Annotated in this window: 25 protein-coding genes; all 25 read right to left on the reverse strand. The window is 49.4% G+C overall.

Annotation, left to right across the window (positions count from 1 at the left end; genetic code table 11):
* Positions 1–136: 136 nt before the first annotated feature.
* The 25 genes from rpmA to mutS all read right to left on the reverse strand — a co-directional run bounded on the left by rpmA (position 137) and on the right by mutS (position 25265).
* Entirely contained in the window at positions 137–421 is a 285-nt protein-coding gene (gene rpmA, locus OCV62_RS01005; protein WP_021916465.1) for a 50S ribosomal protein L27, read from the reverse strand.
* 4 nt (positions 422–425) lie between these two features.
* Positions 426–752, reverse strand: coding sequence for a ribosomal-processing cysteine protease Prp (locus OCV62_RS01010; protein ID WP_021916464.1), 327 nt, complete (start codon positions 750–752; stop codon positions 426–428).
* 27 nt (positions 753–779) lie between these two features.
* A complete protein-coding gene (gene rplU / locus OCV62_RS01015) occupies positions 780–1085 on the reverse strand; it encodes a 50S ribosomal protein L21 (RefSeq protein WP_021916463.1) in 306 nt (101 codons plus the stop codon).
* 235 nt (positions 1086–1320) lie between these two features.
* A complete protein-coding gene (locus OCV62_RS01020; RefSeq protein ID WP_262584721.1) occupies positions 1321–2256 on the reverse strand; it encodes an RluA family pseudouridine synthase in 936 nt (311 codons plus the stop codon).
* Entirely contained in the window at positions 2256–2786 is a 531-nt protein-coding gene (gene lspA, locus OCV62_RS01025) for a signal peptidase II (RefSeq protein WP_262584723.1), read from the reverse strand. Before lspA ends, OCV62_RS01020 begins: the two co-directional genes overlap by 1 nt.
* A gap of 1 nt (position 2787) precedes the next feature.
* A complete protein-coding gene (gene aroB, locus OCV62_RS01030) occupies positions 2788–3888 on the reverse strand; it encodes a 3-dehydroquinate synthase (RefSeq protein WP_262584724.1) in 1101 nt (366 codons plus the stop codon).
* A gap of 150 nt (positions 3889–4038) precedes the next feature.
* Positions 4039–4542 (reverse strand): cell division protein SepF, encoded by a 504-nt coding sequence (locus OCV62_RS01035; protein WP_021916459.1) that lies wholly within the window; start codon positions 4540–4542, stop codon positions 4039–4041.
* Between the two features lie 18 nt (positions 4543–4560).
* A complete protein-coding gene (locus OCV62_RS01040) occupies positions 4561–5259 on the reverse strand; it encodes a YggS family pyridoxal phosphate-dependent enzyme (RefSeq protein WP_262584725.1) in 699 nt (232 codons plus the stop codon).
* A 50-nt stretch (positions 5260–5309) separates the two neighbouring features.
* On the reverse strand, positions 5310–6716 hold the full coding sequence (locus OCV62_RS01045) for a biotin/lipoyl attachment domain-containing protein (RefSeq protein WP_021916457.1): 1407 nt from the start codon (positions 6714–6716) through the stop codon (positions 5310–5312).
* 126 nt (positions 6717–6842) lie between these two features.
* A complete protein-coding gene (locus tag OCV62_RS01050; protein ID WP_021916456.1) occupies positions 6843–7262 on the reverse strand; it encodes a hypothetical protein in 420 nt (139 codons plus the stop codon).
* Between the two features lie 181 nt (positions 7263–7443).
* On the reverse strand, positions 7444–8427 hold the full coding sequence (locus OCV62_RS01055; protein ID WP_021916455.1) for a D-alanyl-D-alanine carboxypeptidase family protein: 984 nt from the start codon (positions 8425–8427) through the stop codon (positions 7444–7446).
* A complete protein-coding gene (gene mgsA / locus OCV62_RS01060) occupies positions 8411–8806 on the reverse strand; it encodes a methylglyoxal synthase (RefSeq protein ID WP_021916454.1) in 396 nt (131 codons plus the stop codon). Before mgsA ends, OCV62_RS01055 begins: the two co-directional genes overlap by 17 nt.
* Positions 8807–8824: 18 nt before the next feature.
* The gene (locus OCV62_RS01065; RefSeq protein ID WP_021916453.1) at positions 8825–9940 is read right to left on the reverse strand and encodes an FtsW/RodA/SpoVE family cell cycle protein; all 1116 of its coding nucleotides are present in this window, start codon (positions 9938–9940) and stop codon (positions 8825–8827) included.
* A 9-nt stretch (positions 9941–9949) separates the two neighbouring features.
* On the reverse strand, positions 9950–10222 hold the full coding sequence (gene minE / locus OCV62_RS01070; protein ID WP_021916452.1) for a cell division topological specificity factor MinE: 273 nt from the start codon (positions 10220–10222) through the stop codon (positions 9950–9952).
* Positions 10219–11025, reverse strand: coding sequence for a septum site-determining protein MinD (gene minD / locus OCV62_RS01075; RefSeq protein WP_021916451.1), 807 nt, complete (start codon positions 11023–11025; stop codon positions 10219–10221). Before minD ends, minE begins: the two co-directional genes overlap by 4 nt.
* A gap of 51 nt (positions 11026–11076) precedes the next feature.
* Positions 11077–11763: a septum site-determining protein MinC gene (locus tag OCV62_RS01080; RefSeq protein ID WP_262584728.1), complete on the reverse strand. Its 687-nt coding sequence runs from the start codon at positions 11761–11763 to the stop codon at positions 11077–11079.
* A gap of 2 nt (positions 11764–11765) precedes the next feature.
* A complete protein-coding gene (locus OCV62_RS01085) occupies positions 11766–14660 on the reverse strand; it encodes a penicillin-binding transpeptidase domain-containing protein (RefSeq protein WP_262584729.1) in 2895 nt (964 codons plus the stop codon).
* Positions 14661–15209 carry a rod shape-determining protein MreD gene (locus OCV62_RS01090; protein ID WP_021916448.1) on the reverse strand — a complete coding sequence of 183 codons (549 nt, stop codon included), beginning with the start codon at positions 15207–15209 and terminating at the stop codon, positions 14661–14663.
* An 18-nt stretch (positions 15210–15227) separates the two neighbouring features.
* Complete coding sequence (gene mreC, locus OCV62_RS01095; protein WP_262584730.1) at positions 15228–16100, reverse strand: rod shape-determining protein MreC; 873 nt, start codon at positions 16098–16100, stop codon at positions 15228–15230.
* Complete coding sequence (mreB, locus tag OCV62_RS01100) at positions 16097–17110, reverse strand: rod shape-determining protein (protein ID WP_262584731.1); 1014 nt, start codon at positions 17108–17110, stop codon at positions 16097–16099. Before mreB ends, mreC begins: the two co-directional genes overlap by 4 nt.
* A 14-nt stretch (positions 17111–17124) precedes the next feature.
* Positions 17125–17862 carry a RadC family protein gene (gene radC, locus OCV62_RS01105; RefSeq protein WP_262584732.1) on the reverse strand — a complete coding sequence of 246 codons (738 nt, stop codon included), beginning with the start codon at positions 17860–17862 and terminating at the stop codon, positions 17125–17127.
* A gap of 145 nt (positions 17863–18007) precedes the next feature.
* On the reverse strand, positions 18008–19300 hold the full coding sequence (locus OCV62_RS01110; protein WP_262584733.1) for a methionine gamma-lyase family protein: 1293 nt from the start codon (positions 19298–19300) through the stop codon (positions 18008–18010).
* Positions 19297–20340 carry a tRNA (adenosine(37)-N6)-dimethylallyltransferase MiaA gene (gene miaA / locus OCV62_RS01115; protein ID WP_262584734.1) on the reverse strand — a complete coding sequence of 348 codons (1044 nt, stop codon included), beginning with the start codon at positions 20338–20340 and terminating at the stop codon, positions 19297–19299. Before miaA ends, OCV62_RS01110 begins: the two co-directional genes overlap by 4 nt.
* Before the next feature lie 65 nt (positions 20341–20405).
* Positions 20406–22595, reverse strand: coding sequence for a DNA mismatch repair endonuclease MutL (mutL, locus tag OCV62_RS01120; protein WP_262584735.1), 2190 nt, complete (start codon positions 22593–22595; stop codon positions 20406–20408).
* A 15-nt stretch (positions 22596–22610) separates the two neighbouring features.
* Entirely contained in the window at positions 22611–25265 is a 2655-nt protein-coding gene (gene mutS, locus OCV62_RS01125; protein WP_118495551.1) for a DNA mismatch repair protein MutS, read from the reverse strand.
* Positions 25266–25327 lie beyond the last annotated feature (62 nt).

Here is a 25327-nt window from a genome sequence, read left to right on the forward strand (position 1 = left end):
GTTTTCATGTCTGCGGTTTGTCGCAAAAAGCAACTTCTTTTCATATTCGATAAAAAGGCCCCAAACGTGCGTCTGGGGCCTTTTTGGAAATGCGGCCCGCCCATTTGTGCGTCCGCTTATGGTTCCTTGATAATGCTTACTGTTCTACGGGATATACGGAAGCCTGTTTCTTGTCTCTTCCCTTTCTCTCGAACTTCAGTACGCCATCTACCTTAGCAAATAATGTGTCATCGCCGCCGATGCCAACATTGATGCCGGGATGAATCTTGGTTCCGCGCTGTCTGTAAAGAATGTTACCAGCCTTTACAAACTGTCCGTCCGCTCTCTTTGCACCAAGGCGCTTGGATTCGGAATCTCTGCCGTTCTTGGTAGAGCCGACACCCTTCTTATGAGCAAAAAACTGAAGGTTCATATTGAACATTTGTTTACACCTCCTCGAATTTCAGCCTCAGGAATTTTTTCCCGTACTGTTTTTCAATGCCTGTCAGACCAAGGATCATGGTATCAAGCAAAAGCTTTGCCCGATCGCTGACCGGGGATTCAAATACTACATCAACCAGGCCTGCCTCGTCGTTTGTCACTACATTCATCGTATCGTCCGTATAACTTTCGATCGCATTGAGCGTATTGAAAACAAGTACGGAAACCGCCGCACAGATAATATCTGAACCGGCATCCGCATAACCGGCATGCCCGATGCAGTTAAACCCCTGATAGGAATCCTTTGTCTTTCGAATTAGAATCGTCGTCATAAAACATACCGTCGCAAAATCTGATGATTAAGCGTTGATTTTCTCGATTTTCACCTGAGTGTATGCTTGTCTGTGACCATTCTTCTTGTGGTAACCGGTCTTTCTCTTATACTTGTAAACGATGACCTTCTTGCCTTTGCCTTCGCCTACTACAGTAGCGGTTACGGTTGCACCTGCTACGTCAGCGCCGACCTTTAAGCCGTCATTGCTTACTGCGATTACCTGATCAAATGTTACAGTTTCACCGGCTGCTGCGCCAAGCTTCTCAACCTTCAGAACATCGCCTTCAGCTACCTTGTACTGTTTGCCACCTGTTGCAATAATTGCGTACATCTGGGACACCTCCTGTCAAGCGTTAAAATAATTAACGTTACTCGCTAACTTTGGTGGCGCTGTTACAGCGCACTTATACCTCGTTACGCGGCATACTTCAGTATAATAGCATTCCACCTAAATGCTGTCAAGTATTTTAACTTGATTTTTTTAAATTTTCTCGAAAAATATTACTGTTCACACGTGCCATTCGCAATATAATAGAATACGTGCTCTGCGATGCAGATTCTGCAGCTTATAAGAGATCGAGCAGTCTCTGGAAATATTCCGGCAGCGGCGCACTGGTTTCGATATACTCTCCTGTCTGCGGGTGGACAAAGCCGAGGATCATTGCGTGCAGCGTCTGCCCTTCGAGCTTTGGAAACGGGCATTTTTTCGGACCATAAACGCTGTCTCCCAAAAGCGGATGCCCGATTGACGCCATGTGGACACGGATCTGATGGGTGCGCCCGGTCTCCAAACGACATTCGATATAAGTAAAGCGTTCAAAACGCTTCAGGACAGTATAATGGGTGACGGCGCGTTTGCCATTCACCTGGTTGACCGCCATTTTTTTGCGATCGGCATTGTCCCTGCCAATCGGCGCGTCGATGATGCCTTCGTCGTCGGTCAGCACGCCGTGTACAATCGCCCGGTAACGACGCGTGATCGTGTGGTCTGCAAACTGCACGGCAAGCGCCTGATGGGCGGCGTCATTTTTACAGACGATGACGGAGCCGGTCGTATCCTTATCGATTCTGTGGACGATTCCGGGGCGCAGCACGCCGTTGATGCCGGAAAGCTGTCCCCTACAGTGATACAGTACGGCGTTGACGAGGGTGTGGCTGTAATGCCCGGCTGCCGGATGGACGACCATATCCTTTGGCTTGTTGACAACCAAAACGTCGCTGTCCTCATAGAGAATGTCCAGCGGGATGTCTTCCGGCTCGATATCCGGCTCCTGCGCTTTGGGCAACAGGAAAGATAAGTCATCCCCTGCCTTGACTTGATAGCTTGCTTTGACAGGCAAGCCGTTGATGCAGACACGCCCTTCCTTGATCATTTTCTGGATAAAAGAACGAGATAAAGAGTCGATCAGCGCTGCAATGCACTTATCGACTCTTTCTTCTTCCTGTTCTTCGGTAATCTGAAATCGAAATAAATCGGTTGTTTCCTGTATCGGGTTTTCCATTATGCTTCCTTTTTTGAGTCCGGTTTCCTTCGTTTTAAAAAGTCAAAGTCCTTTTCCTCGAAATGTCCGAAAAAGGCGAGACAAAGACCTGCCGCGCAGACAAACGTCACATAGATATCAGCTACGTTGAAGATCGGGAAGTCGATCAGGCTGATATAGATAAAATCCACGACATAATCCAGACGGATACGGTCGAAGAAGTTGCCGAGCGCTCCTGCCATCAAAATCGCCCCGAGGATATGGAGCATGGTATATTTCCGTGCGGCAGGCATGCGCCAGAGTGCATAGATGCAGGCGAGCAGAATCAGGCTCGTCATCAGTACAAAAAAGATTTTCTGATTTTGTAAAATACCGAATGCAGCACCCCGGTTTTCCAGATAGCGAAGCTCCAAAGCACCGGGAATCAGGGAAACCGGGGCCTGATCCTTTAAGCGAAGGACAGCAAGGTGTTTCGTGAACTGGTCAAACAAAACACCGATAATTGTGATCAGGAGATCTATAAAAAACATTTTTTTCGCAGAAAAATTCATATCAGTCCTCATCCTTAAAGTTCAGTTCTTCGATGGCAGCTGTCATCTCTTCATCGGTTACGGTATCGTCGATCCGTGCATGTCCGATCCGATCTAACAGGACAAAACGGATTTTGCCGCCGCGCATCTTTTTATCGGACTTGGTCAGTGCTACGATTTTTGCAACATCCAGGTCATCTGCAGAAATCGGAAGGTTGAAGGGAACGAACATGTCGCGGATCTCGTAGTATTCTTCCATCTCGATGAGCTCTTTTTTCCAGGAAATATAGGCAGCAGCAACGCAGCCGAGGGCGACGCATTCGCCATGCAGCATCTGAAAGCCGCTGTTTTTCTCGATTGCATGACCGATCGTGTGTCCGAAGTTTAAGAGCGCGCGTTCGCCCTGTTCGGTCGGATCGTTTTCCACAACCTCTTTTTTGATCTCGCAGCTGCGCTTGATCATGGAAAGGAGCGTTTCCGGGTCGCGTTCGCAGATTTCATACATGTTAGAGATCAGCCATTCATAATATTTCGCATCTTTGATCAGACCGTGCTTCATGATTTCTGCAAAGCCGGAATAATACTGCCTTGCGTCCAGCGTCTGCAGGGTGTCGAGGTTCATGTAAACGAGTCTCGGCATATGGAACGCGCCGACCATATTTTTGTAGGAATCAAAATCTACGCCCGTCTTTCCGCCGATGCTTGAATCCACCTGGGCGAGCAGGGTTGTCGGGATCTGGATAAAATCGATGCCGCGCAGATAGGTTGCTGCAGCAAAACCGGTCATATCGCCGACTACACCGCCGCCGAGGGCTGCGAGCATGTCTTTGCGGTCAAAATGATGCTCAATTAAAAAAGCGTATAAAGTCTGGATGTTGGCGAGGGTTTTATTCTCTTCGCCTGCCGGAAATTCAAACACTTCTACCTGTGCAAAGGCAGAGGAAAAAGCTTTCTTGACCTGCTCAGCATAAAGTAGAGCAACATTTGTGTCCGTAACGATGCAAATCTTACGCTCCGGTGCAGAAACCGAAAGTGCCGCGCCTGCAAGCTCTTCAAAGCCGATCGTCAGCACAATATCATAGCAGGGCTTTCCTTCACAGGATACCGTCAGTTTTTCTTTCATGAAATTCCTCCTTCGGGAAAAGTTTCCGGGCAAAACAGGGACAACCTGCCAGAATGGCAGGTTGTCCGCCCAAACAATAGAATGCACGCTCTGCGAGCATTCTATTGTCATGAATAAATCAGATGCTGCGCAGTCTTTGCGCTGGTTGCATCAGACATCCCTGACATCGAATGCGCCGCCGATAATTTCCTGAGAATCGCCGGAAATATCAACGCTTGCAGGGGTAATAATAAAAATAAAATGCGAAATCTTCTGCAGATGACCGTCGATTGCGTAACAGGACCCAGACGCGAAATCGATAATTCTCTGTGCAATATCAATGTCAAGCCCTTCCATATTGAGAACGACAGTGCGGTTTTCCAGCAGTGTTTCGGTAATTTCTCTGGCGTCTTCTACACTGGTAGGCTTAATGACCTGTACGTTCATACCGGGTACGCCGGATCTGCGCGGTGCAGGACGCATGGGAGTTACTTTCTGAAGCGCTTTTCTTGGGCGTTCCTCTTCTTCATAGGAATCAGCCTTCTGAATGCTCTTGATTTTGGGTTTCTTCTCTACCGGCGCTTCGTCATAATCATCATATTCATCATCATAGTATCCATCATCTTCATCGTCGCCTAATTTCATATAGCCCAAAAATTTGTCCATCAATCCCATTTTCGAAACATTCTCCTTTTATTCCATATCGGCCACTGTCCGAGTACCGAATATCCCAGTACCGACTCTCACACAGGTGGAACCTTCTTCAATGGCTGTTTGGTAGTCGATGGTCATGCCCATCGATAAAACGTCCATAGAAACATTATCAACACTTTCCTGTGCGATGTCAACAGATAATTTCTTCATCAGCTGAAAATAAACCCGGTTCTCTTCCGGCGTCTGCGTAAGCGGTGCAACCGTCATCAGCCCCCGGATATGGACATTTGGAAGAACTGCGATCTGCCGCACCAGCGCGAGGGTATCCTTCGGGCGGATGCCAAATTTGCTCTCCTCCCCGGCACAGTTGATTTCCAGTAAAATATCTGTCTGCGCGTCTTTCTTGACGCTTTCTTTGCTGATTCCCTCCGCGAGGCGCAGGGAATCGACGCTGTGGATCATTGTCACTTTCCCGATCAGATATTTTACCTTATTGCGCTGCAGATGTCCGATCATATGCCAGCGGATGTCTTTTGGAAGCTGGTCGTATTTATCGCACAGCTCCTGCACCTTATTTTCACCGAAATCGCGGATCCCTGCGTTGTAGGCTTCCTGCAGGGCAGAAAGCGGCTTTGTCTTGCTGACTGCGACCAAAAGGATATCATCGGAAGTTCTCCCGGATTTTTTCGCGGCTTCTGCGATATTGTTCTGTGTTTGTTTCAGATTTTGTGTAATCATGCTGTTCCTGCTCCATCCCTATCGTTCTGTTTTGGGTAAAGGGTCTGTATTTATTCATTGATCAGCTGATCTGCGTCCACGCTCGAAGCGTCGAGCACGATATAATCGTAGGTGCTCAGACCGTAGGTGGTGTTGGATTTGATCAGCGCGTATTCGTCGTTCTGCTTTAAAATCTGGATTTCCTTAAAGTCGGCGTAGCCCTTGTTGATATTGAACACGCCGGTCAGGGAAGCCGTCTGGGATACTGTATAGCTTTCCGTCGATTCCGGTTTGATCAAATGGTCGCCGACGCGCAGGGAGGAATCGTCCAGATAGTAATTCTCATCGTTTTCCTGATAAATCTGTGTCGCAACAAATTCCGTCGTCAGGGAGCCGTTTTCTCCCGCCGTTTCGCGCAGGACACCGGTTGCGCCGTTGCTTCCGCCCTTTGTGATATAATCCTTCGGGATCAGGAAAAATTCCTGCGTCGTGATCGCGGAAAGGGGAACCTTTAAACCGCTCTCGGAGTCAGATAAAATTTCCACGTCGAGAAAACGGTCGGTTGCAAAGGTGATCATGGAATTGTTTAATTCCAGCACTGCCAGGACATTTCCCTCGCCGCCGTTGTCGATGATGGAAACCTGTCCCCAGGATTCATACTGGTTTTTGAGGAAACGGACTTTGACGTACTGTTCGTTCTCTAACTGCGCTGCTGTCGTGCGGTCGACCTGAATTACGATTCTCCAATTTTCACTGGTGGAAAGTCGGTAGAGCGGATCGGAGGCAGAGGTCAGCTCGTTGCTGATCAGCTGCGTTTTTTCGTAGTTATCTTTTTGAAAGTCAGCGTCAGTCAAATCGGAGGGTGCTTTGTCTTCATAACCGTCGATCGAATAGGTAATAATGCCGGATTCCGGCGCATAACAGAGATTGACCGGTTGCGTACTCGCTGCATTGTTGATGACCTCGAGATTTTCCAGTACGTTAATGTTAGCGAGTTTTAAAACAGTGCCTTCCAGCTCATATTTGAAGTTGTAGACGCTGTTGAACTCATGCGGGGAAAAATTCGCGCAGAAGCCAGAAATACTGGTGCGCAGCTCGCGCATATCGCTTCCTGACAGGGAAGTGTTGTCCGCGTTCTGCTCGTCTAAGATTTCCTTGATCTGACCGCTCTCATCTACGGTGCAAACAAGCTGATTGGCACCGACACGCTCCCCTTCACGGGCATAATAGTTGATATAGCCGTTGTAGGAGCTTGTCACAACCGTTTCATCGCGCAGGGCGATGGCCGTATAAATATTATCTACAGACAGCGCGCCCTCCTGTACGCGGTAGGCGACGACCTTCTGATCCCGGAACAGATAAATCCCGACGCAGATAATGATATAAACAAAAATCAGGAAAAAGATAAACGTCCCGAGATTGATATTGAAGGGTTTGCGGTACTGTCTGATATTTCCGTTATTCTGTCTTGCTGCCAAATAAAAAACCTCCGGCTTTTTCCAAAAATAAGCCCCGGCAGAGTTCCTCCGGGGCTTTTTCTTCAGAGTAGACCAGCTTCCGGCTGGCGGTAAGCTGAGATCTCCTGTTTCAATAAACTCATTTTATCAGATGGATACGATGATCTTGGACTTTAAGCTGTCGTCCAGTTCGGATTCATTCCGGGAAACGCTGAGTACGAAATCCACGCCAAACTTTTCGCTCATCTCATCCAGCTTTGCAACAACGCCTGTAATGTTCTGACCTTCCAGGTTTGCAATTTTCAAAAAGCTGTCAAAATACATCTGCTCGAGGTCGTGATCCTGAGAGATGATGCCACTGACGAATCCGAGAAATGCGTCGCTGGAATCGATCATGTAGTCAGGAACTACGATCAGACGGATTTTGTTATTCAATTCATACATGTGTTTGGGACTCTTGTCCAGATATACGATGCTGCCGTGCGCATCCTTTACCTCATTATTCACTTTGTCCAGAAGAAATTTTGTTTTACCCTTGCCCTTTTCGCCTACGATTAACTGAACCATTGCAATCCCTCCTAAAGTATATTCCCCTTTATATGTAAACATTACACATATAACATATAGGATATGTTTTATTATAGTGGATTTCGCCCAAAAAAACAACCTTTATTTTCACTTCTGTTACTGTTCACTCACAGCTTTCCGGATGAACGGTGTAAGGGCTGAAACACCCCACGCCACCCGATTAAGAAGTCGCCTGCTTCAGCAGGGCATTCATCTCTGTATACAGAATCCCGCGCTCCGCCGACTTTAAAATCACCGCAATATAAGGGTTCCCGGAGGTGTCGCGTGCAAGTAAAATCAGACAGTTTCCTGCAGCACTTGTGGTGCCGGTCTTGCCGCCGATTACCGTAACCCTGTCCGGCGCCGCGACATTGCCCGCCAGGTATTGATTGGTATTTTTGACGGAAAGCGTTTTTTCGTTGCCGTTTTTATCTGTATAGACGGTATCATAGCTCGTCATGCTGATGATTTCATTGACCGTGTCGTATTTGAGCGCCTCATTGAAAATCAGATACATGTCGTACGCCGTGACGTAATGGTTCTCTGCATTCAGTCCGTGCGGGTTTACAAAATGGCTGTTGGTTGCACCGATCGCCTGTGCCTCTTCGTTCATCATATCCGCAAAGCCCTCTACGGAACCGCCGATATGCTCTGCAATTGCAACGGCCGCGTCATTGGCGGATTTGATCAAAAGTGCATGGAGCGCCTGGTTTAACGTCAATTGGTCACCCTCTGCAAGGCCGCAGACAACTGCTCCGCTTTCCAGGTTTCCCATATTGGAGCTGACCGTAATCACATCGTTCGGGTTGCCGTATTTGAGTGCGACAACCGCTGTCATCAGCTTTGTGAGGCTCGCAGGAGCCAGCCGTTCATGAATGTTTTTAGCATAAAGAACGGTACGGGAATTCAAATCAAAAAGACCGGCCGATGTGGCATCCGTCATATCAACAGCGGAATTGTCCGTATTGATATCTCCGTTCACAACACAAAGGCCGGATGCAAAAGCATCTGCCGTCTCGAAACCGGTATCGCCGGAAATCCGAAACGCAGAAACCTTATAATCCGGATTGTAGGAAAAGGCAATTGCCTCATCGCTGCAACCGGTCGCACCGAAGCAGACAGCAAGCGCTGTCAGCAGTGCAAGACATTTATTTGTACATTTCACGCCAGTCTAAATCTCCTCTGTCCAGGGACTTGATCAACAGTTCTGATGTCGCCAGATTGGTAGCAACCGGGATGTTGTGCATATCGCACAGACGCAGGATGTTGTTTACCGTAGGCTCATGCATCTTCGGAGTCATCGGATCACGCAGGAAAATGACAAGGTCAATTTCGTTATGCTCGATCTGTGCGCAGATCTGCTGTTCGCCTCCAAGATGTCCCGCCAGATATTTATGGACATTCAGATTGGTAACTTCTTCGATCAGACGACCGGTGGTACCTGTTGCATACAGACTGTTCCGGCTTAAAATGCCTCTGTATGCAATGCAGAAGTTCTGCATCAGTTTTTTCTTTGCATCATGTGCAATTAACGCAATATTCATGTTGCCTTTTCTCCCATACTAAAAATTATACAGGTTTTTTCGCTGAAGCCCGACATTTAAGACAAAGCCGATTCCTATATACATACTGACTAGCGAACTCAGCCCATAGCTGACAAACGGAAGCGGTAATCCTGTATTTGGCATCATCATGGTAGCGACTGCAATATTCATAAAGCCCTGGATTCCGATCAGTGCGCCTATTCCGGCAGCGATAACCATTCCGGCGGTATCCTTTGCAACCCGCGCGATGGACACACAGCGCATTGCAATCAGGATCAGCAGCAAAATGACCACTGCAGAACCGATAAAGCCAAGCTCCTCCCCTATGATAGCAAAGATAAAGTCCGTCTGGGATTCCGGAAGAAAATTACCATTTTTGACGGATGCGATATCCGTATTGTTAAGTCCCTTTCCCCAAAGCTGTCCGGATCCGATCGCGATGACGGAGTTTAACTGCTGATAAGCTTCTGTATCCGCATAGGTCGCCGGGTCAAAAAATGCCATAATACGATTCCGCTGATAATCCTTTATCAGCGTCTGTCCCTCCTGCATGACAATGGACAGAAAAATAAGAACGGACGGAACCGCCACTGCGAGAACGCCCCCGATAATCTTCCAACTCAAGCCGCCGACAAACATCAGGACACAGAATAAAACAGACACCAGAATCGTCGTGGAAAGGTTGGGCTGTTTATAAATCAGGATCAGAGGCGGGATGATAAAGAGGACTGCAAGCAACAGTACCCGCATCGTATTGAATTGTTCTCTATACTTCATAATAAACTGTGCATAGAATAAAATCAACAAAATTTTTGCAGTTTCTGACGGCTGAAGGTCAAAAAAGCCCAAATCGAGCCAGCGCGCCGCACCGTTTGCCGACCTTCCGAAAAAATGAACCAGAATGAGGGTCACAATCACGAACAGGTATCCGATCCATGCCAGCTTCAACAGTCTGGAATAGTCCAAAAAGGCGATTACCAGCATGGCAATCAGACCGACTGCCATGCCGAGAATCTGTTTGCTCTGTACACTTTGCTTGGCGCTTCCGATCGCAAGGATGCCGATAACATTTAAGGCAATCACCAAAAGCACCAGAAGAAAATCAAAATTCTTTAGTTTGTATCTCCGAAACATATTGCTCCTTTAGCTGATTTTATGGAGATCCAGAATCGGGATGTTGGCGTAGATCGAAGGGGTCTTCGCCCCCTTGCCCCGCGTCGACGCTTTGCTGATCTGGATTTCCATATTGTTTGTGTCTATTTTCATATAGCGTGATATGACTTCTGCGATATCTTTTTTGATCATCTCCAGAATTTCGGGCGAGCAGTTGACGCGGTCGGAAATCAGCAGGATTTTCAGACGGTCTTTTGCAACCTCGCGAGAGGGTTTTCTGCGAAAAAGATTAGACAGTTTCATACGCGTCCCTCCTGACTTTTATGAAAAATACCGGTGACCTTCGTCCAGAACGAAAAAGTCGGTTCCGGAAGCAGATACGGGGTCTCCTGCCCCAAAATCCGCTGGCAGATGTTCCGGTAGGCGCGTCCCGCCAGCGTGTGGTTGCCGACGAGCGGTTCGCCCTGATTGGTTGCGATGACGACGTTTTCATCGTCTGGCACGACGCCGATGAGCGGGATGGAAAGGATGTCCACCACATCGTCTACGCTCATCATATCCCCGCGCCTGACCATTTCGTAACGCATCCGGTTGATGACCAGATCGATGCGCTCAAAACCAGATGCCTCCAAAAGACCGATGATACGGTCCGCGTCGCGGATGGCGGAAACCTCCGGCGTTGTGACGACGAGCGCCCGATCCGCACCGGCGATGGCATTTTTAAACCCCTGCTCGATGCCTGCGGGACAGTCTAACAAAATGTAATCAAACTGCTCTTTTAAGTGTTCCACCAGCTTTTTCATCTGGCTTTCGTTGACAGCGCTTTTGTCCCTTGTCTGCGCGGTTGGCAAAAGGTACAGACCGGGATAACGTTTGTCGCGAATCAGCGCCTGCTTGACGCGGCAGCTTCCTTCCACGACGTCTACAAGATTGTATACAATCCGGTTTTCCAGTCCCATGACGACATCCAGATTCCGCAGACCGATATCGGTATCGATCAATACAACCTTTCTTCCAGCCGCCGCCAGACCGGTTCCGACGTTTGCGGTCGTCGTTGTTTTTCCGACACCGCCTTTTCCTGAGGTAACGACAATGACTTCACCCATGGCATACGATCCTCCGATCATGAAATATTGGCGTTCCCTGAACAGGCTGCACTAAACAGGCAGTTCATTCAGTAATTCTTTGGTAATGGACTGCATTTGTATTTCGCCGTTTCGGACGCATGCCATCTGCGGCTGCCCCTTGCGGAGCCTTCCCGCCCATAAGCGGCTTTCCTTTGTTTTATATTTGAAATCTCCGATTTTTAATTTCTGCGGAGTCATTTCAAGCGCTGCAATAAAGTGATGGTCCCTGCCGTCGCCGCCCGCATAGGCGTTTCCGGCAAGCCTTCCCAGAACGATGATATCCTTTGTGGAAATGATGCTGCAGCCTTCTTCCACGCTGCCTAAAATGACGATGCTGCCCTCGGTTTCAAGAATCTGCCCGTCTTTTAAGCTGCCGCGGTAAAACTGTCCATCGTCCCCGCTCGCAGATTTCTGCGCAAAGTACCGCGCCGCTTCCGTTGCGCTGGAAAACTGGTTCTGAAGCCCGGCATCTTTTCCGATGACACAGAGCACCTGCAGACGGCTGGATGAGGTGATCGTGTCCACGAGGATATTTTCCTCCTCCTGGGTAAGCGTCCTGCCCTCAAAGGACACCGCGACCTGCATATCCCCGAAAAAACGGGCTGAGTCGCGGAATTTCTGTGCAAGATCCAGACAGAGCTGTTCAAATTCCAGCGTATCATCCAGATAGATCGCAATGCCGTCTTTATAGCTTTTGAGAATTACGGTGTTTTTCATGATCAGTCTCCTCCCCCAACGACAGTTTCCAGGGAAAGTGCAGTCTGGCTGTCAGTCAGGGCTCCGTTTTCGTCCAGGTCGAAATACACGGTCATCAGCTGCTTGGAAAGCTGGCAGGCGTAGTCGGAGGAATAACCGTTTGCGATACGGATCGCCATAGAGACCTCCGGATTGTCGTAAGGCGCGTAGCCGACGAACAGACCGTGGTTTGGACGGGACTTATCTTCTTCGGCGGTACCGGTCTTGCCGGCAACCTCAACGCCGAAATCCTGATAGTATTTCTTGTTCTGGACAACGCCGCGCATGCCCTGATGGATTGCATTCCAGTAGGACTGTGGCATATCGATCGTATTGCGGACGTTTGCCGAATAATTGACAAGCAGGTTGCCAGAGGTATCCGTCACCTTATCTAAAAGCGTCAGGTCATAGCAGGTACCGCTGTTTGCAACGGTCGTCACATAACGGGCAAGACCGACGGTGGTGAAGTTGTTGGTACCCTGTCCGATTGCGGATACAACAGACAGTGCGTCGGAAATCTGCGGTTCGGATTCTTCAATTTCAATGCCGGATTTTTCGTTCAGTCCGTACATAGACGCATATTTGGCGAGCTTTTCATTACCGAGATCCTGATCGTATTTATCGCCGTTTAAGCCGAGCTGATAGCCGACCTCGTAAAAAAAGACGTTACAGGAGTTTGTGATCGCTTCGGATACATTTAAGCTGCCGTGACCGCTTCTCTTCCAGCATCGGGGCTGATAATCGGAGAAACGGGTAAAAATTCCCGGGCACTCGATTCTTGTCGTCAAATCGATCACATGCTCCATCAAAGCCGCGGTAGACGATACCATCTTAAAGGTGGAGCCGGGCGCCGTACGCATCTGGGTCGCATAATTCCACATCGGGCGGGAAAGATCCTCGCCGCTGGAAATCCGCGAATAATATTCTGCGTCGATGCCGTTTGCCAGCCGGTTGTTATCATAGCTGGGGTAGCTGACGAGCGCACGCACCTCTCCGGTGTTGACGTCTGTTAAAACGCAGGATGCCGAATACGGGTCGAGAGCAAGCTGCGCCGGGGTAATCTCGAGGTTGCGAATCAGATTTACCATAAAATTAAAGGCAGAAACACTGCCGGATTTTAATTCGGCGATTTGGTTTTCTGTCGGGTTGATGACATCCTGTTCGATCAGGAGGATGCAGACCTGGGTTCCGGTAATCCGGTTCTGCTCGATCATGTACGGAATCAATTTCTTTAAAAAAGTCTGGCTGTCCAGCTCTTCTAAAATGTAGGAAACCAGCTGCTGATAGACCTCCGAGGAATCGGAATATTTTCCATCCAGGGGAAGCTGGGTCACGTCGATCCAGTTTTTGGAGATCGCGTATTCCAGATATTCCCGGATGCTGATCGTCTCATTGGTCGTCCAGTCGATGTAGGTCTGATCGGTTTTATCTACGCCGGATAAAATATTGTTCTCCGGCAGCAGGTTGTTGATGATATAGCTTTCATATGCCTTATATTCTGCTGGAAGGCTCTGATAAGCGATTGTTCCGGACAAAAGCTCCTCGGAGAGCCAGGTAAGGACCTCATCGCGCCGGGATAAAATCGTCTGATAGACGCTGTACTGGGTTTCTCCTTCGACGGCAGCTTCCATTTTGGAAAGCTCGATCACGTTATTTTTAAACAACGCGCTGTATACATTATCGATCGGAATCTTTAGGTTCGCGCTGGAAACATCGGTGGAGTCATAGTTTTTAACGTTGATGATTTTATCCACCAGAATACCGGCAACGAATTTTTCCAGGATATTATAGGCGTCCGCCTGGAGCTTGCTGTCGATCGTCAGGTAAACGTCGTTTCCGGCAGTCGCGTCCACATGGTCGAGCACTTCTACCTCCCGACCCATCCGGTCAACAAAGACCGTCTCATAGCCCTTTGTTCCCTGCAGATATTCTTCCATGACCTTTTCGATGCCAGCCTTGCCGACGATATCCGTCAGCTCGTATTCTTTGACATCCGGCGCGCTCTTGACGCCGTCCATGCCTTCTTTACTGTTTAATGCGGTCAGCTCGTCCGTCGAGATTTTGCCGGTGTAGCCGAGGATCTGGGAATAATACGGTCCGTCCTTATATTTGCGGATTGTGTCTTCCGCAACAGAAATGCCCTCCAGCTCGTCCTGATTTTCTGCAATTGCGGCAACGGTTTCTTCTGAAACGTCGGTCGCGATTGTAACCGGGATATATTTCTGATATCCGGTGGTTCCCATCGTATACCGGATCGCGATGATGTTGAGCAGTTCTTTTTGGGTATATCCCTCTCCGACTGTAAAGCTGTTTTTATCGTTCGGATCAGTCAGTCCGCCGATCGCGTAACGTTTGGAGCCGGCGAGATATTCGATAATATCCTGCGCGGTTGCATTTTTCTGGCGCTCTTCCAGATCGGAAATCTGGGTGATACCGTAGACGTCAGCGATAAAACGCAGCCTTCTCGAGCCAGTCACGCTGTAGGCAAATTCGCCGTCGCCATCGATATAAATATTGAAATCGCAGCTGATGCTGTCGCCGTTTTCGTCCAGAATATGAAGGACTTTTTTGAGGATACCATTAATTGTGGCATTTTTTTTGCTGGATTCATAGACATCCTCGATCGTGACAGAGCTGGAAAGCTCATTGTAGGCGAGCGCAATGCCGTTTACGTCGTAAATATTGCCTCGCGTGCTTGCAATCGAACGCTCTTTTTTGATTTTTAGTTCAAATTCCTGCTGCTTGTCCTCGCCCTGTACGATCTGCAGCGTGAAAATACGCTGGAACAAAAGGACTGCCATCACAACAAACATGACGTACAAAAAAAACGTTCTGGAACTGATAAAATTGATCAGAAATCTCTGAATTTTTTTCAACAATTATTCTGTACTCCCTCGATCCGCACACCAGAGCCATTTGTGCAGCAGCAAAAGCAGCGGATAAAAAATAAATGCAACAACGATGGTGTAAACTGCTTCCGGTAAAATGATATGTAACAGATAGTAACCGATGTCAAGGCGCGCCCGCATCAGAAACATAATCAGATAGCAGACGAAATTGACGCAGAGGTCTGCAGCGGTAATCATCATCAGCGGAAGCTTGATATCTTCGGGATAAAAAAGCCGGTTCGCCTGTCCGCATAAATATCCGACATACAAAAACAGCAGCGCGTAAAAACCGAGCAGGTCTCCGGTAGCACCGTTCTGGGAAATGAGGCTGACGCCGTTTGCCGCAAACAGATCTGCCAAAAGCCCACAGGCAAAGCCTGTCCACATGCCGGCTTTGGATCCCTCCATAAATCCGATGGATGCGACCAAAATGACTAAAAGATTCGGTTTGATCGAGCCAAACGCAATCCAGGGGCAGACAGAGGTCTGCAAAAGGAAAAAGACCCAGATCAGGGCGGCAACTGTCAGAAATTTTTTCATAGAAAGAAGCCTCCTTTGTCAGTCACCGGTCTGCTGTTTTTGTTCCATCACAACTAAAACCTCGTCCAGATGGGAAAAATCGACAGCTGGTGTCACCGTTCCGGATTTGGTCAGGTTATTGGAGGAAGTGCTGATCGAATCGATATAGCCGATCAGAATTCCGGGCAGATATTTATCACTGATATTGCTCGTAACGACCTTATCTCCGACTGATACGTTGTTGTCTGGATCGGAAAGCTGGGAAAACAGGATCGTTCCGTCCGACTGTATGGACTGCAGGCTGCCGGATACGATTAAGTTGTTTGAGGTTGCAAGGACGGTTGCGCTGACGCTGCTCGTATCGGAAATGATGGAAATAACCTTTGCGTAGTGCGGACCAACAGAAACAACGCGTCCGACCAGACCGCTGCCTGCCATGACGTTATAATCGACCTGTACGCCCTCTTCTTCCCCCTTGTTGATCGTAAACGAAGAAAACCAGTTATCAGTTTCGCTGGAGATGACCCTCGCACCGATCTTGTCATAATCGGAATATGCCTGGTCGAGTTCATATAAGCTGCGCAGGTTATTTAATTCGTAACGATCCTGCTGCAGCTGGTTGTTTTCGATCGTCAGCTGGTCAATCTGCTCCTGCAGATCTTTGTTTAGGGCAAGAACATCCTTTAACTGCGCCAGTTCGTCGGAACGGTCGGATAAGTATCCGCCTATCGTTGCGATCCCGTTCTGGAACGGAACAACGACGTAGCCTGCCGCCTGCTTTAAAACACCTTCGAATACGTTGGTATTAAAGGTAAAAATCAGCAGAAAAGCGCAGACTGCAGTCAGCACAAGCAAAAGCTGTTGGCTTGTAATCGTGATTTTTTTTCGTTTCTTTTTGACTACAGGACTCATTTACCCATCCCTTCAATAGCATATGCTACAGATTTGTAATTGTCCTCTTTCAGGATGCGGCCCATGCCGAGTACGACGCTTTCAAGCGGGCGCTGCGCCTGATTGACCTTTAAGCCGGTGGATTTCTGCAGAAGCTCTGCGAAATGGCTGGTCTGGCTGGCACCGCCGGTTAAATAGACACCGTGTTTGAAAATATCGGCACCGAGTTCCGGAGGGGTTCTCTCCAGAATCACTTTTACGCTGTCGATGATGGTGTTGAAGTGCTCTTCCAGGCAGCTGTTGATTAAATCCGTCGGGATTTCACGTTCTACCGGAAGTCCGACTACGATATCGCGGCCGTATACGACAGCGCCCTTGCCCTCTTTTTCGAGATCGCCGATGGACTGACGGATCGTTGCGGCTGTTTTCTGACCGATCAGAAGGTTAAATTCACGGCGTACGGTCTGGCGAACCGCTTCGTCGAATTTCAAGCCGCCGGTTTTGATCAGTCTGCTCAGCACGATGCCACCGAGGGAAAGAATGGAAACCTCCGTCGTATCGTAGCCGATATCCACAACCAGGACACCCTGGGAATTTTTTACGTCGATGTCCATGCCGAGGCCGTCCGCAATTGCCTTTTCCACGACCATGATCTTGCGTGCCTTGACGTTCGCATCCTTGATCAGATCATAAAACGCGCGCTTCTCCACTTCCGTGATATCGGTCGGGACTGCAATATAGAAATCTGCCGGACGGATATTTCCTTTGGACATATCGGAAATAAACAGATGAATCAGCCGTTCCATGTTGTTGATATCCGCGATGACACCGTTGGAAAGCGGATGGCTGATTTGAATATTTGCCGGGGCTTTTTCATACATTTCATAAGCGGAATTACCGTAGGCAAATATGTTCTTTTTATTTTCGATGGCGATCATATTCTTTTCCATCATGACTGAATCGTCGGAAAGACTGTAGATTTTGATATTGCTCGTTCCGAGATCGATTCCGTATGCGCAATTTGGCACCATGTTATTCTCCTTCCTTAGATCAGCCCTGCCTGCCGGAAACTGAAAAAATCCGAATCGCCGACAATGATATGGTCGGTCAGGCAAAGCTGCATCATCCCGCCAAGCATGGCAAGGCGCTTTGTAAGTTCTTTGTCCTCGGGGCTCGGAGTAACGTCCCCGCTGGGATGGTTGTGCAGTAAGAGGAAGCTGACAGCCCCGACGCGCAGCGCCTGCAGAAAAATTTCGCGCGGAGATACGAGCGCCGCATCGATGGTCCCGATCGAGAGAAGCTTTTCCCTGATCAGGCAGCCTTTGCCATCTAACAACAGCAGAATCGTGCGTTCGAGCATACCGCCGTCCTCTTCAAACATCGGTCTGCAATAGTCTGCCGCCGTTCCCGGGTCCGGAAAGGCGGGAAGCTTTTTGCGCTGCCCGAGGGCGATCCTTCTTGCCAGTTCAAAAATGCAGCAGATCCGCACGGCTTTTACTTCGCCGATTCCCCTGATCTGCTGCAGCTGGTTGCAAGATAAGCTGGAAAGTCCCAAAAGTCCGCTTCGGGAACCGAGCGGCAGGGAAAGCACCTGCTCTGCCAGCGCGAGCGCCGGACAATCCCGAAACGCCTGCGGGGCGTCCGGTCCGGGATCAGGCCCTGTACGCAGCATAATCGCCAGAAGTTCGGCGTCTGATAAGGATTCTGCCCCTTTTTGCAGAAATTTTTCATACGGGAGACGGTCAGAAGCTGTCAGCTGTGTTTCTTTTTTGGATACTTTCATTTGGTTTGTCCTCCATTTTCCTCTCCATGAAAATGCAGGACAGCATGCTCTTTTGTCTCCCTGAGCTTTTATCATATTAACATAATTCTTTTTTTCTGTATAGAAAGAAAAGGCACTTTTTTTCGCACCGTCCGACAGCTGGCGATTATTTCTGACACAAAATGGCAGAAACGACGCCCTTTTTGACGCACTGCTGCAGGGATTTCAGGATGCCGAATTTTGCGTGCTGCCAGGTCAGTCCGCCCTGAAAATATACGGCGTAGGGAGGCTTGATCGGACCGTCTGCGGACAGCTCGATGGAAGCGCCGGATACAAATGCCCCAGCCGCCATGATGACCTGACTGTCATAGCCGGGCATATCCCACGGCTCCGGGGTAACGAAGCTGTCTACCGGGGCAGCGTACTGAATACCTTCACAGAAGGAAATCAGTCCTTCCGGCGTGCCGAATTCGATCGCCTGAATGATATCGTAGCGGGGGGCGTCCCCGGAGGGAACGACCTTAAAGCCGAGCTTTTCATAGAGGTTTGCCGCAAAAATCGCACCCTTTAATGCACCTGCGGTGACGGTCGGCGCCAGGAACAGTCCCTGATAAAAGGAAGGGAGCACCTGCAGCGATGCGCCGACTTCTCTTCCGAGTCCGGGAGAGGTTAAACGAAAGGCAGCATTTTCCACGCAGTCCTTTTTGCCGACGATATAGCCGCCGATCGGTGCAAGTCCGCCGCCGGGATTTTTGATCAGAGAGCCGACGCACATATCTGCACCGACGTCTGTGGGTTCGATCGTCTGGGTGAATTCGCCGTAGCAGTTATCCACCATGCAGATGATGTCCGGCTTGATGCTTTTGAGAAAAGCAATCAGCTCGCCGATCTGCTCTACGCTCAGAGTCGGTCTGGTCTGATAGCCCTTGGATCGCTGGATCGTTGCGAGTTTAGTATTCGGATGGATGGCGTTTCTAATGCCCTCCCAGTCAAATGAACCGTCCTCTTTTAAATCGACCTGACGGTAGCTGATGCCATATTCTTTCAGGGAACCACGGGATTTTCGGATGCCGATAACCTCTTCGAGGGTGTCATAAGGCTTTCCAACAGGGGATAACAGTTCGTCTCCCGGTCTTAAATTGCTCATCAGCGCGAGCGCGAGCGCGTGTGTTCCACAGGTGATCTGAGGACGCACCAGGGCTGCCTCGGTATGGAACAGGGACGCATAAACTGCTTCCAGCGTGTCTCTGCCGATATCGTTATAGCCGTAGCCGGTTGTGCCAAGCAAGCAGGCTTCACTGACACGACAGTCCTGCATTGCCTTTAATACCTTCAATTGATTGTATTCTGCTGTTTTGTCGATCTCGTCAAATCGGTCTTTTAAAGAAGCAAGGGTCTGTTCCCCGTATTCATATACTTCGGGGGAAATTCCCATCGCGGTATACATATCCTGCATCATTGTTTTAACTCCTCTGCTTTTGTAATCAAAAACTGTAAAATACTATTTTCATCTGGAAAGTCCTGCCTGTCAACCCATGTCACACATTTTTCCCGGCGAAACCAGGTCAGCTGGCGCTTTGCAAAGTGCCGGGTATCGCGCTTAATCAGATAAACTGCGCGTTCGAGGTCATATTCGCCCTCCAGGTAAGCCAGGATTTCCTTATAACCAAGTCCCTGCATCGACACCATCCCTCTGTGACAGCCTTCCTGCTGCAGCCCTTTGACTTCTTCCACCAGTCCGTCTTTTAACATCTGGTCGACGCGGCGGTCAATCCGTTCATAGAGTTTTGCGCGGTCATCCGTCAGGACAAAATAATAAAACCGATAGGCGGCGTCCCGCTGATGCTGCGCTTCATTATGCGCAGAAATCTTCCCGCCGGTCTGTTCGTGGTATTCGAGCGCCCGGATGATGCGCTTTACGTTGTTTTCGTGGATTTCTTCCGCGGCTTTCGGGTCAGCCAGAACAAGCAGCTCATGCAGCGCGTGTGCGCCGTTTGTTCTGGCATATTCTTCCAGCCGGTTTCGCAGCGATGTATCCTCTGCGTGCTCGGTAAAGTCGATATCATATAAAACGGACTGGATGTAAAAGCCTGTCCCGCCGACAAGAATCGGCATTTTATGACGGCTTAAAATATCTGAAATCGCTTCTTTTGCCAGCTTTTGAAACAGCACGACATTGAAATCCTCATCCGGGTCGAGCACGTCGATTAAATGATGGCGGATCCCTTGCATTTCCTCGGTGCGCACTTTGGCAGAGCCAACATCCATGCGCCGGTACACCTGCATGGAGTCGGCGGAAATAATTTCACCGTTCACTGCCTTTGCAAGGGCAACAGACAGGGCCGTTTTTCCGACAGCGGTCGGACCTGTCAGGATGACGAGGGGCGGCTTTGAGGGCGCACTGCCTGCGCTGGGGCAGTTTTGAATGTTGAGTCCGGTGTCGGGAGAACCTTTTTCATTATTCGCTACGCTGCAGGCAGAAGGTTGTATCTTTTCCATAAAATTTTATCTCTCCAAATTGAAAGCTATATCTCCCAGTTCTATCTTCGGGGATCGAATTCCCATTACACGATTCGCTTGAATTTGCGTTCCAGCTCCTGCTTTGTCATCACAATCATTGTCGGGCGGCCGTGCGGGCAATGATATGGATTATCGAGGGTCAGAAGCTGCTCCAACAGTTCCTGCATTTCGGCAAGGCTTAAACGATTATTGCCCTTGACCGCAGATTTACAGGCCATCGTAGCGATACGTTCTGCAATCGCGGTCGGTGCATTCGGAGCCTGGCCGGTTCCCAGCTCATCCAGAATATCCTGTAAAAATTCTGCCTCGCAGTGTCCGTACAGATCGCAGGGAACTGCGCGCATCGCATAGGAGCTGCCGCCGAAGGAATCGATTTCAAAGCCGAGCTGTTCGAAATACTCCTGATACTGTTCCAGAAGCGCTGCTTCAGCGCCCGTGAGTGTTACGATCAAAGGCGGCATCAGGTTCTGACTGACGGGCTGTTTGTCGTGAAATCGTTTCATGAGCATTTCGTATTTTACCTTTTCATGCGCCGCGTGCTGGTCGATCAAAATCATTTTATCATGATACACGGCGATCCAGTACGTGTCAAAGATCTGACCGATAAGCTGGTATTCGTCCACCGCCTTGCGGCTAAGGATTTTTTCATCAAATAAATTCAACTGCTCTGATTTTGCAATGTCAGGCGCCTGTGTCTCATATGCGATTCGATTCTCACGGACAGCCTGTTCGAAGCGTTTTTTCTCAAACGGCTGCGGCGGGAGAATCGCCGAATGGTGCTGGGGCCTCTGTGAGGAAACACCGACATTTTCTGATGTGCCAATCCCTGCACCGGTAGAAGAAACGGGATCTGCCGTAGCTTTGGAAAACGAATCGCTGGCAGCAGATTCTTCCTCTGTCTTTTGTGTGGACAAACCTTCCACGGCTGTATCGAGCATATTGACTTTATTAGTCAAGGCTCGGACAGTTGGCTTATTTATGCTGTTTTCTGCACTTTGGCCGCTTATGGCCGTTGACCTGACGGGTCGGCCTTTGTATAAATTGACCATATCGGTCGATCTCTGCTTTGCCGAATCCGGCATCGGTGCTGCTGCCTGGACATCCTTACGCTCCTGCTGGCGATGTCCAGTCGGAATGCCGGAGGAAAGGAGCTTTTGTGTGAGACTGACGGCAGTTTGCTTAGATGCCTGTGCATCGCTTTTTCCCGTCCTTTTGTCGTCATCCAGCACAACCTGCGGGATCATCTCCCGGTCGTGCAGTGCTTTCTGCACCTGCTCTTCCAGAAAATCGAACACCCTGCGGTTATCCGAAAAGCGCACTTCCATTTTGGATGGATGGACGTTGACATCTACCTGTTCGGTATCGATCTGCAGATGGAGGTATGCCATCGGAAATTTATGCTGCATCAGATAGGCCTGATAGCCGCTCTCCAATCCTTTTGAGAGCACCTGGCTTTTGATATAGCGGTTGTTGACAAAGAAAAATTCGAAATTGCGATTCGGGCGTACCAGCTGCGGACTGCCAAGGAACCCTTTTACAGAAAATCCGTTGCCGAAAGCCTCAAACGGAAAAATTTCCTTTGCGATTTCGCGGCCGTAAATCCGATAGATGACCTCCTTTAAATCTCCGCTGCCGGAGGTGGAAAAACGAGTCTGGCGGTTGATCTGGAACGTAAAAGAAATATCCGGTCTGGAAAGCGCCATGTGCTCCATCAGATCTGCAATGTAGCCGCCCTCCGTCGCCGGCGTTTTTAAAAACTTCTTACGGGCGGGTGTGTTATAGAACAAATCGCGGACAAGGATCGTCGTGCCCTCCGGCGCACCGATTTCCGAAAAATCCGCTTCCCGCTCGCCTTCGATGCAATAGCGAACGCCAACTAAGGAATCCTTCGTGCGCGTGATCAGCTCGACCATCGAAACGGCGCAGATGCTGGAAAGCGCCTCCCCTCGAAACCCCAGGCTATGAATCCGGCTCAAATCCTCTACGCCGCGGATTTTGCTCGTCGCATGGCGTAAAAAGGCTTTCCGGATCTGCGCCTTTTCAATTCCAGAGCCATTATCCGTAACCCGGATAAACGAAGTTCCGCCATCCTTGATTTCGACCGTGACAGCGGTTGCACCCGCATCACAGGCATTTTCCACCAGCTCCTTGACCACACTGGAGGGGCGTTCCACCACTTCTCCCGCTGCAATCTGGTCAATGGTTTTATTGTCCAGAACCATAATTTCAGCCATATGTAAAATTCCCCCTTATCCGTTTCCCCAGCGGTTTTTAAGCTTGTTCTGCAGCCGATAAAGCGTGTTGAGCGCATCGAGCGGCGTCAGCGTCTGGATGTCGACGTTTTTTAATTCCTCGAGAACGTCCTCATCCTTGACCGTATCGAAGAGGGAAAACTGTTCCAGATCCACTTCATCGTAATGCTTTTGTTTCTTTGCCGTCGTGTCTGTATCCACGGAAATGCTCTGTACTTTTTCTGTAATGTCGTTGTCGGAAAGCTGCTTGACGATTTCCTTTGCGCGGTCGATAACCATATCCGGGACACCTGCAAGCCGAGCCACCTGAATGCCGTAGCTCTTATCTGCGCCTCCCTTGATGATTTTACGCAAAAAAACGATATCGTCGCCCTTTTCCTTGACCGCGATACAGTAATTGTTGACGTTGCCGATCTTGCCTTCCAGCTCGGTCAGCTCGTGATAATGCGTTGCAAACAGCGTCTTTGCCCCCAAAAGCTTTCGGTTACTGATGTGCTCGATCACCGCCCAGGCGATGGAAAGACCGTCAAATGTCGACGTGCCTCTGCCGATTTCATCCAACACAAGAAGGCTTTTGGACGTTGCGTTGCGCAGAATATTTGCGACTTCGTTCATCTCGACCATAAAGGTAGACTGACCGCTTGCCAGATCATCGGATGCGCCCACGCGGGTGAAAATCCGGTCGACAATGCCGATATTTGCCGTTTTTGCCGGCACAAAGCTGCCGATCTGGGCGAGCAGCACGATCAGTGCGGTCTGACGCATATAGGTGGATTTACCAGCCATATTGGGGCCTGTGATAATCGCAATGCAATGCTTCTGGTTATCCAGATAGGTGTCATTGGAAATGAACATATCGTGGTCGGTCATCTGTTCAACAACGGGGTGCCGGCCGTCTCGGATATCGATTACGCCCTTTTCATTCAGGACCGGGCGGACATAGTGATTTCGCTCCGCAACAAGTGCAAGGGAGGCAAAGACATCCAGGCGGGCAATTGCCTTTGCCGTGCGCTGGATACGTTCGATCTGCGCGGCAATCTGCTCCCGCACGCTGCAGAATTTATCATATTCCAGTCCCGTCAGCTTGTCTTCGGCATTCAAAATCATATCCTCAAGTTCTTTTAACCGTGGCATGGAATAACGCTCCGCGTTTGTCAGCGTCTGCTTACGCACATAATCGTCCGGCACCATATCCTTATAGGAATTAGTGACTTCCAGATAATAGCCGAATACCTTGTTATATTTGATTTTGAGGTTTTTGATCCCGGTGCGTTCCCGTTCCTGCTCTTCCAGCTCTGCCAGCCAGGTTTTGCCCTCTGTTTTGGCAGCGCGCAGCTGGTCGATCGTCTCGTCGAAGCCCTCTTTGATCATGCCGCCCTCACGGATGGAAATCGGAGGCTCTTCGACAATTGCCTCTTCGATCAGCGTGCACAAATCCTGCAATGCGTCGATATCGTTTTCGATTTTTACCAGTTCCTCGGAATGAAAATCCTCCAGCACGCTTTTGATCGGCGGCAGCATCTGCATGGAATTACGGAATGCGATCAGATCCCTCGGGTTCGCTGTTTTGTAGCTGACTTTACCCAGCAGGCGTTCCAGATCGTAAACCGCGTTTAAATATTCGCGGATTTCTTCGCGGGACATTGGATTTTTCAGCAGCTCGTCGACCGCGTCCAGGCGCAGGTTCATCTCCTTCTTCGCAATCAGTGGCTGCTCGATCCAGCTGCGCATCATGCGAGCACCCATGGCGGTTTTCGTCTTGTCCAGAACCCATAACAGGGAACCGCGCTTTTGCTTTTCGCGCAGCGTTTCCGTCAGCTCCAGATTCCGGCGTGTGGAGGAATCCAGCAGCATGTATTTGTTCGTCAGATACGGATCGATATGGGTAAAATGCGCCAGACTGGTTTTCTGTGTGTCATACAGATACTGCATCAGACCGCCCGCCGCGATCAGGCCGTTCGCAAATTCCTCGAGGCCAAGACCGATCAGCGAAGAGACATGGAAATGCTTCTGCAGGCATTTGCGGCACAAATCTTCATCAAAATAGTGCGGATCGAGGGAATAAACCGTGATATGTAGACGGTTTCTCAGATCTTCGATATCCACACCGCTCATCAAAAACGCGTCGTTGCAGATGATTTCCGACGGGTGATATTTGTTGATTTCATCCAGCAGCTTTTTGGCGTCCTCCACCTCGGTCACATAATAGTCCCCGGTTGTGACATCCGCGATGGACAGTCCTGTTTTTCCGGTAAAATAGGCAACGCACATCAGATAATTGTTTTTGGATTCCTCCAGCGCCTGGACGTCTAAGTTGGTGCCGGGGGTGACGATGCGCACGACATCCCGCTTTACCAGTCCTTTTGCGAGTTTCGGGTCTTCCATCTGTTCACAGATCGCTACTTTATAGCCTTTGGAAACCAGTCTGTCCAGATAGCTCTCCACTGCATGATAGGGAACTCCGCACATGGGGGCACGTTCTTCCAGACCGCAGTTTTTTCCGGTCAGCGTAATTTCCAGCTCTTTCGACGCGGTCAGTGCATCGTCAAAGAACATTTCATAAAAATCGCCCAGACGGTAAAAAAGAATGCAGTCCGGATACTGTTTTTTCGTTTCCAGATATTGCTGCATCATCGGTGTTAATTCCGCCATCGGTATGTATTCTCCTTTTTCAAGTCAGAATTTCAAAACTTCTGTCAGTTCTTTCGAACAGG

This window comes from Gallintestinimicrobium propionicum (assembly GCF_025567525.1).
In the GTDB taxonomy this organism is placed as follows: Bacteria; Bacillota; Clostridia; order Lachnospirales; family Lachnospiraceae; genus Gallintestinimicrobium; species Gallintestinimicrobium propionicum.

Excerpts from the sequence above, each read along its gene's own strand:
- rpmA (WP_021916465.1), bottom strand. The coding sequence starts at position 421 with ATGTTCAATATGAACCTTCAGTTTTTTGCTCATAAGAAGGGTGTCGGC.
- OCV62_RS01010 (WP_021916464.1), bottom strand. The coding sequence starts at position 752 with ATGACGACGATTCTAATTCGAAAGACAAAGGATTCCTATCAGGGGTTT.
- rplU (WP_021916463.1), bottom strand. The coding sequence starts at position 1,085 with ATGTACGCAATTATTGCAACAGGTGGCAAACAGTACAAGGTAGCTGAA.
- OCV62_RS01020 (WP_262584721.1), bottom strand. The coding sequence starts at position 2,256 with ATGGAAAACCCGATACAGGAAACAACCGATTTATTTCGATTTCAGATT.
- lspA (WP_262584723.1), bottom strand. The coding sequence starts at position 2,786 with ATGAATTTTTCTGCGAAAAAAATGTTTTTTATAGATCTCCTGATCACA.
- aroB (WP_262584724.1), bottom strand. The coding sequence starts at position 3,888 with ATGAAAGAAAAACTGACGGTATCCTGTGAAGGAAAGCCCTGCTATGAT.
- OCV62_RS01035 (WP_021916459.1), bottom strand. The coding sequence starts at position 4,542 with ATGGGATTGATGGACAAATTTTTGGGCTATATGAAATTAGGCGACGAT.
- OCV62_RS01040 (WP_262584725.1), bottom strand. The coding sequence starts at position 5,259 with ATGATTACACAAAATCTGAAACAAACACAGAACAATATCGCAGAAGCC.
- OCV62_RS01050 (WP_021916456.1), bottom strand. The coding sequence starts at position 7,262 with ATGGTTCAGTTAATCGTAGGCGAAAAGGGCAAGGGTAAAACAAAATTT.
- mgsA (WP_021916454.1), bottom strand. The coding sequence starts at position 8,806 with ATGAATATTGCGTTAATTGCACATGATGCAAAGAAAAAACTGATGCAG.
- OCV62_RS01065 (WP_021916453.1), bottom strand. The coding sequence starts at position 9,940 with ATGTTTCGGAGATACAAACTAAAGAATTTTGATTTTCTTCTGGTGCTT.
- minE (WP_021916452.1), bottom strand. The coding sequence starts at position 10,222 with ATGAAACTGTCTAATCTTTTTCGCAGAAAACCCTCTCGCGAGGTTGCA.
- minD (WP_021916451.1), bottom strand. The coding sequence starts at position 11,025 with ATGGGTGAAGTCATTGTCGTTACCTCAGGAAAAGGCGGTGTCGGAAAA.
- OCV62_RS01080 (WP_262584728.1), bottom strand. The coding sequence starts at position 11,763 with ATGAAAAACACCGTAATTCTCAAAAGCTATAAAGACGGCATTGCGATC.
- OCV62_RS01090 (WP_021916448.1), bottom strand. The coding sequence starts at position 15,209 with ATGAAAAAATTTCTGACAGTTGCCGCCCTGATCTGGGTCTTTTTCCTT.
- mreC (WP_262584730.1), bottom strand. The coding sequence starts at position 16,100 with ATGAGTCCTGTAGTCAAAAAGAAACGAAAAAAAATCACGATTACAAGC.
- mreB (WP_262584731.1), bottom strand. The coding sequence starts at position 17,110 with ATGGTGCCAAATTGCGCATACGGAATCGATCTCGGAACGAGCAATATC.
- radC (WP_262584732.1), bottom strand. The coding sequence starts at position 17,862 with ATGAAAGTATCCAAAAAAGAAACACAGCTGACAGCTTCTGACCGTCTC.
- OCV62_RS01110 (WP_262584733.1), bottom strand. The coding sequence starts at position 19,300 with ATGATGCAGGATATGTATACCGCGATGGGAATTTCCCCCGAAGTATAT.
- miaA (WP_262584734.1), bottom strand. The coding sequence starts at position 20,340 with ATGGAAAAGATACAACCTTCTGCCTGCAGCGTAGCGAATAATGAAAAA.
- mutL (WP_262584735.1), bottom strand. The coding sequence starts at position 22,595 with ATGGCTGAAATTATGGTTCTGGACAATAAAACCATTGACCAGATTGCA.
- mutS (WP_118495551.1), bottom strand. The coding sequence starts at position 25,265 with ATGGCGGAATTAACACCGATGATGCAGCAATATCTGGAAACGAAAAAA.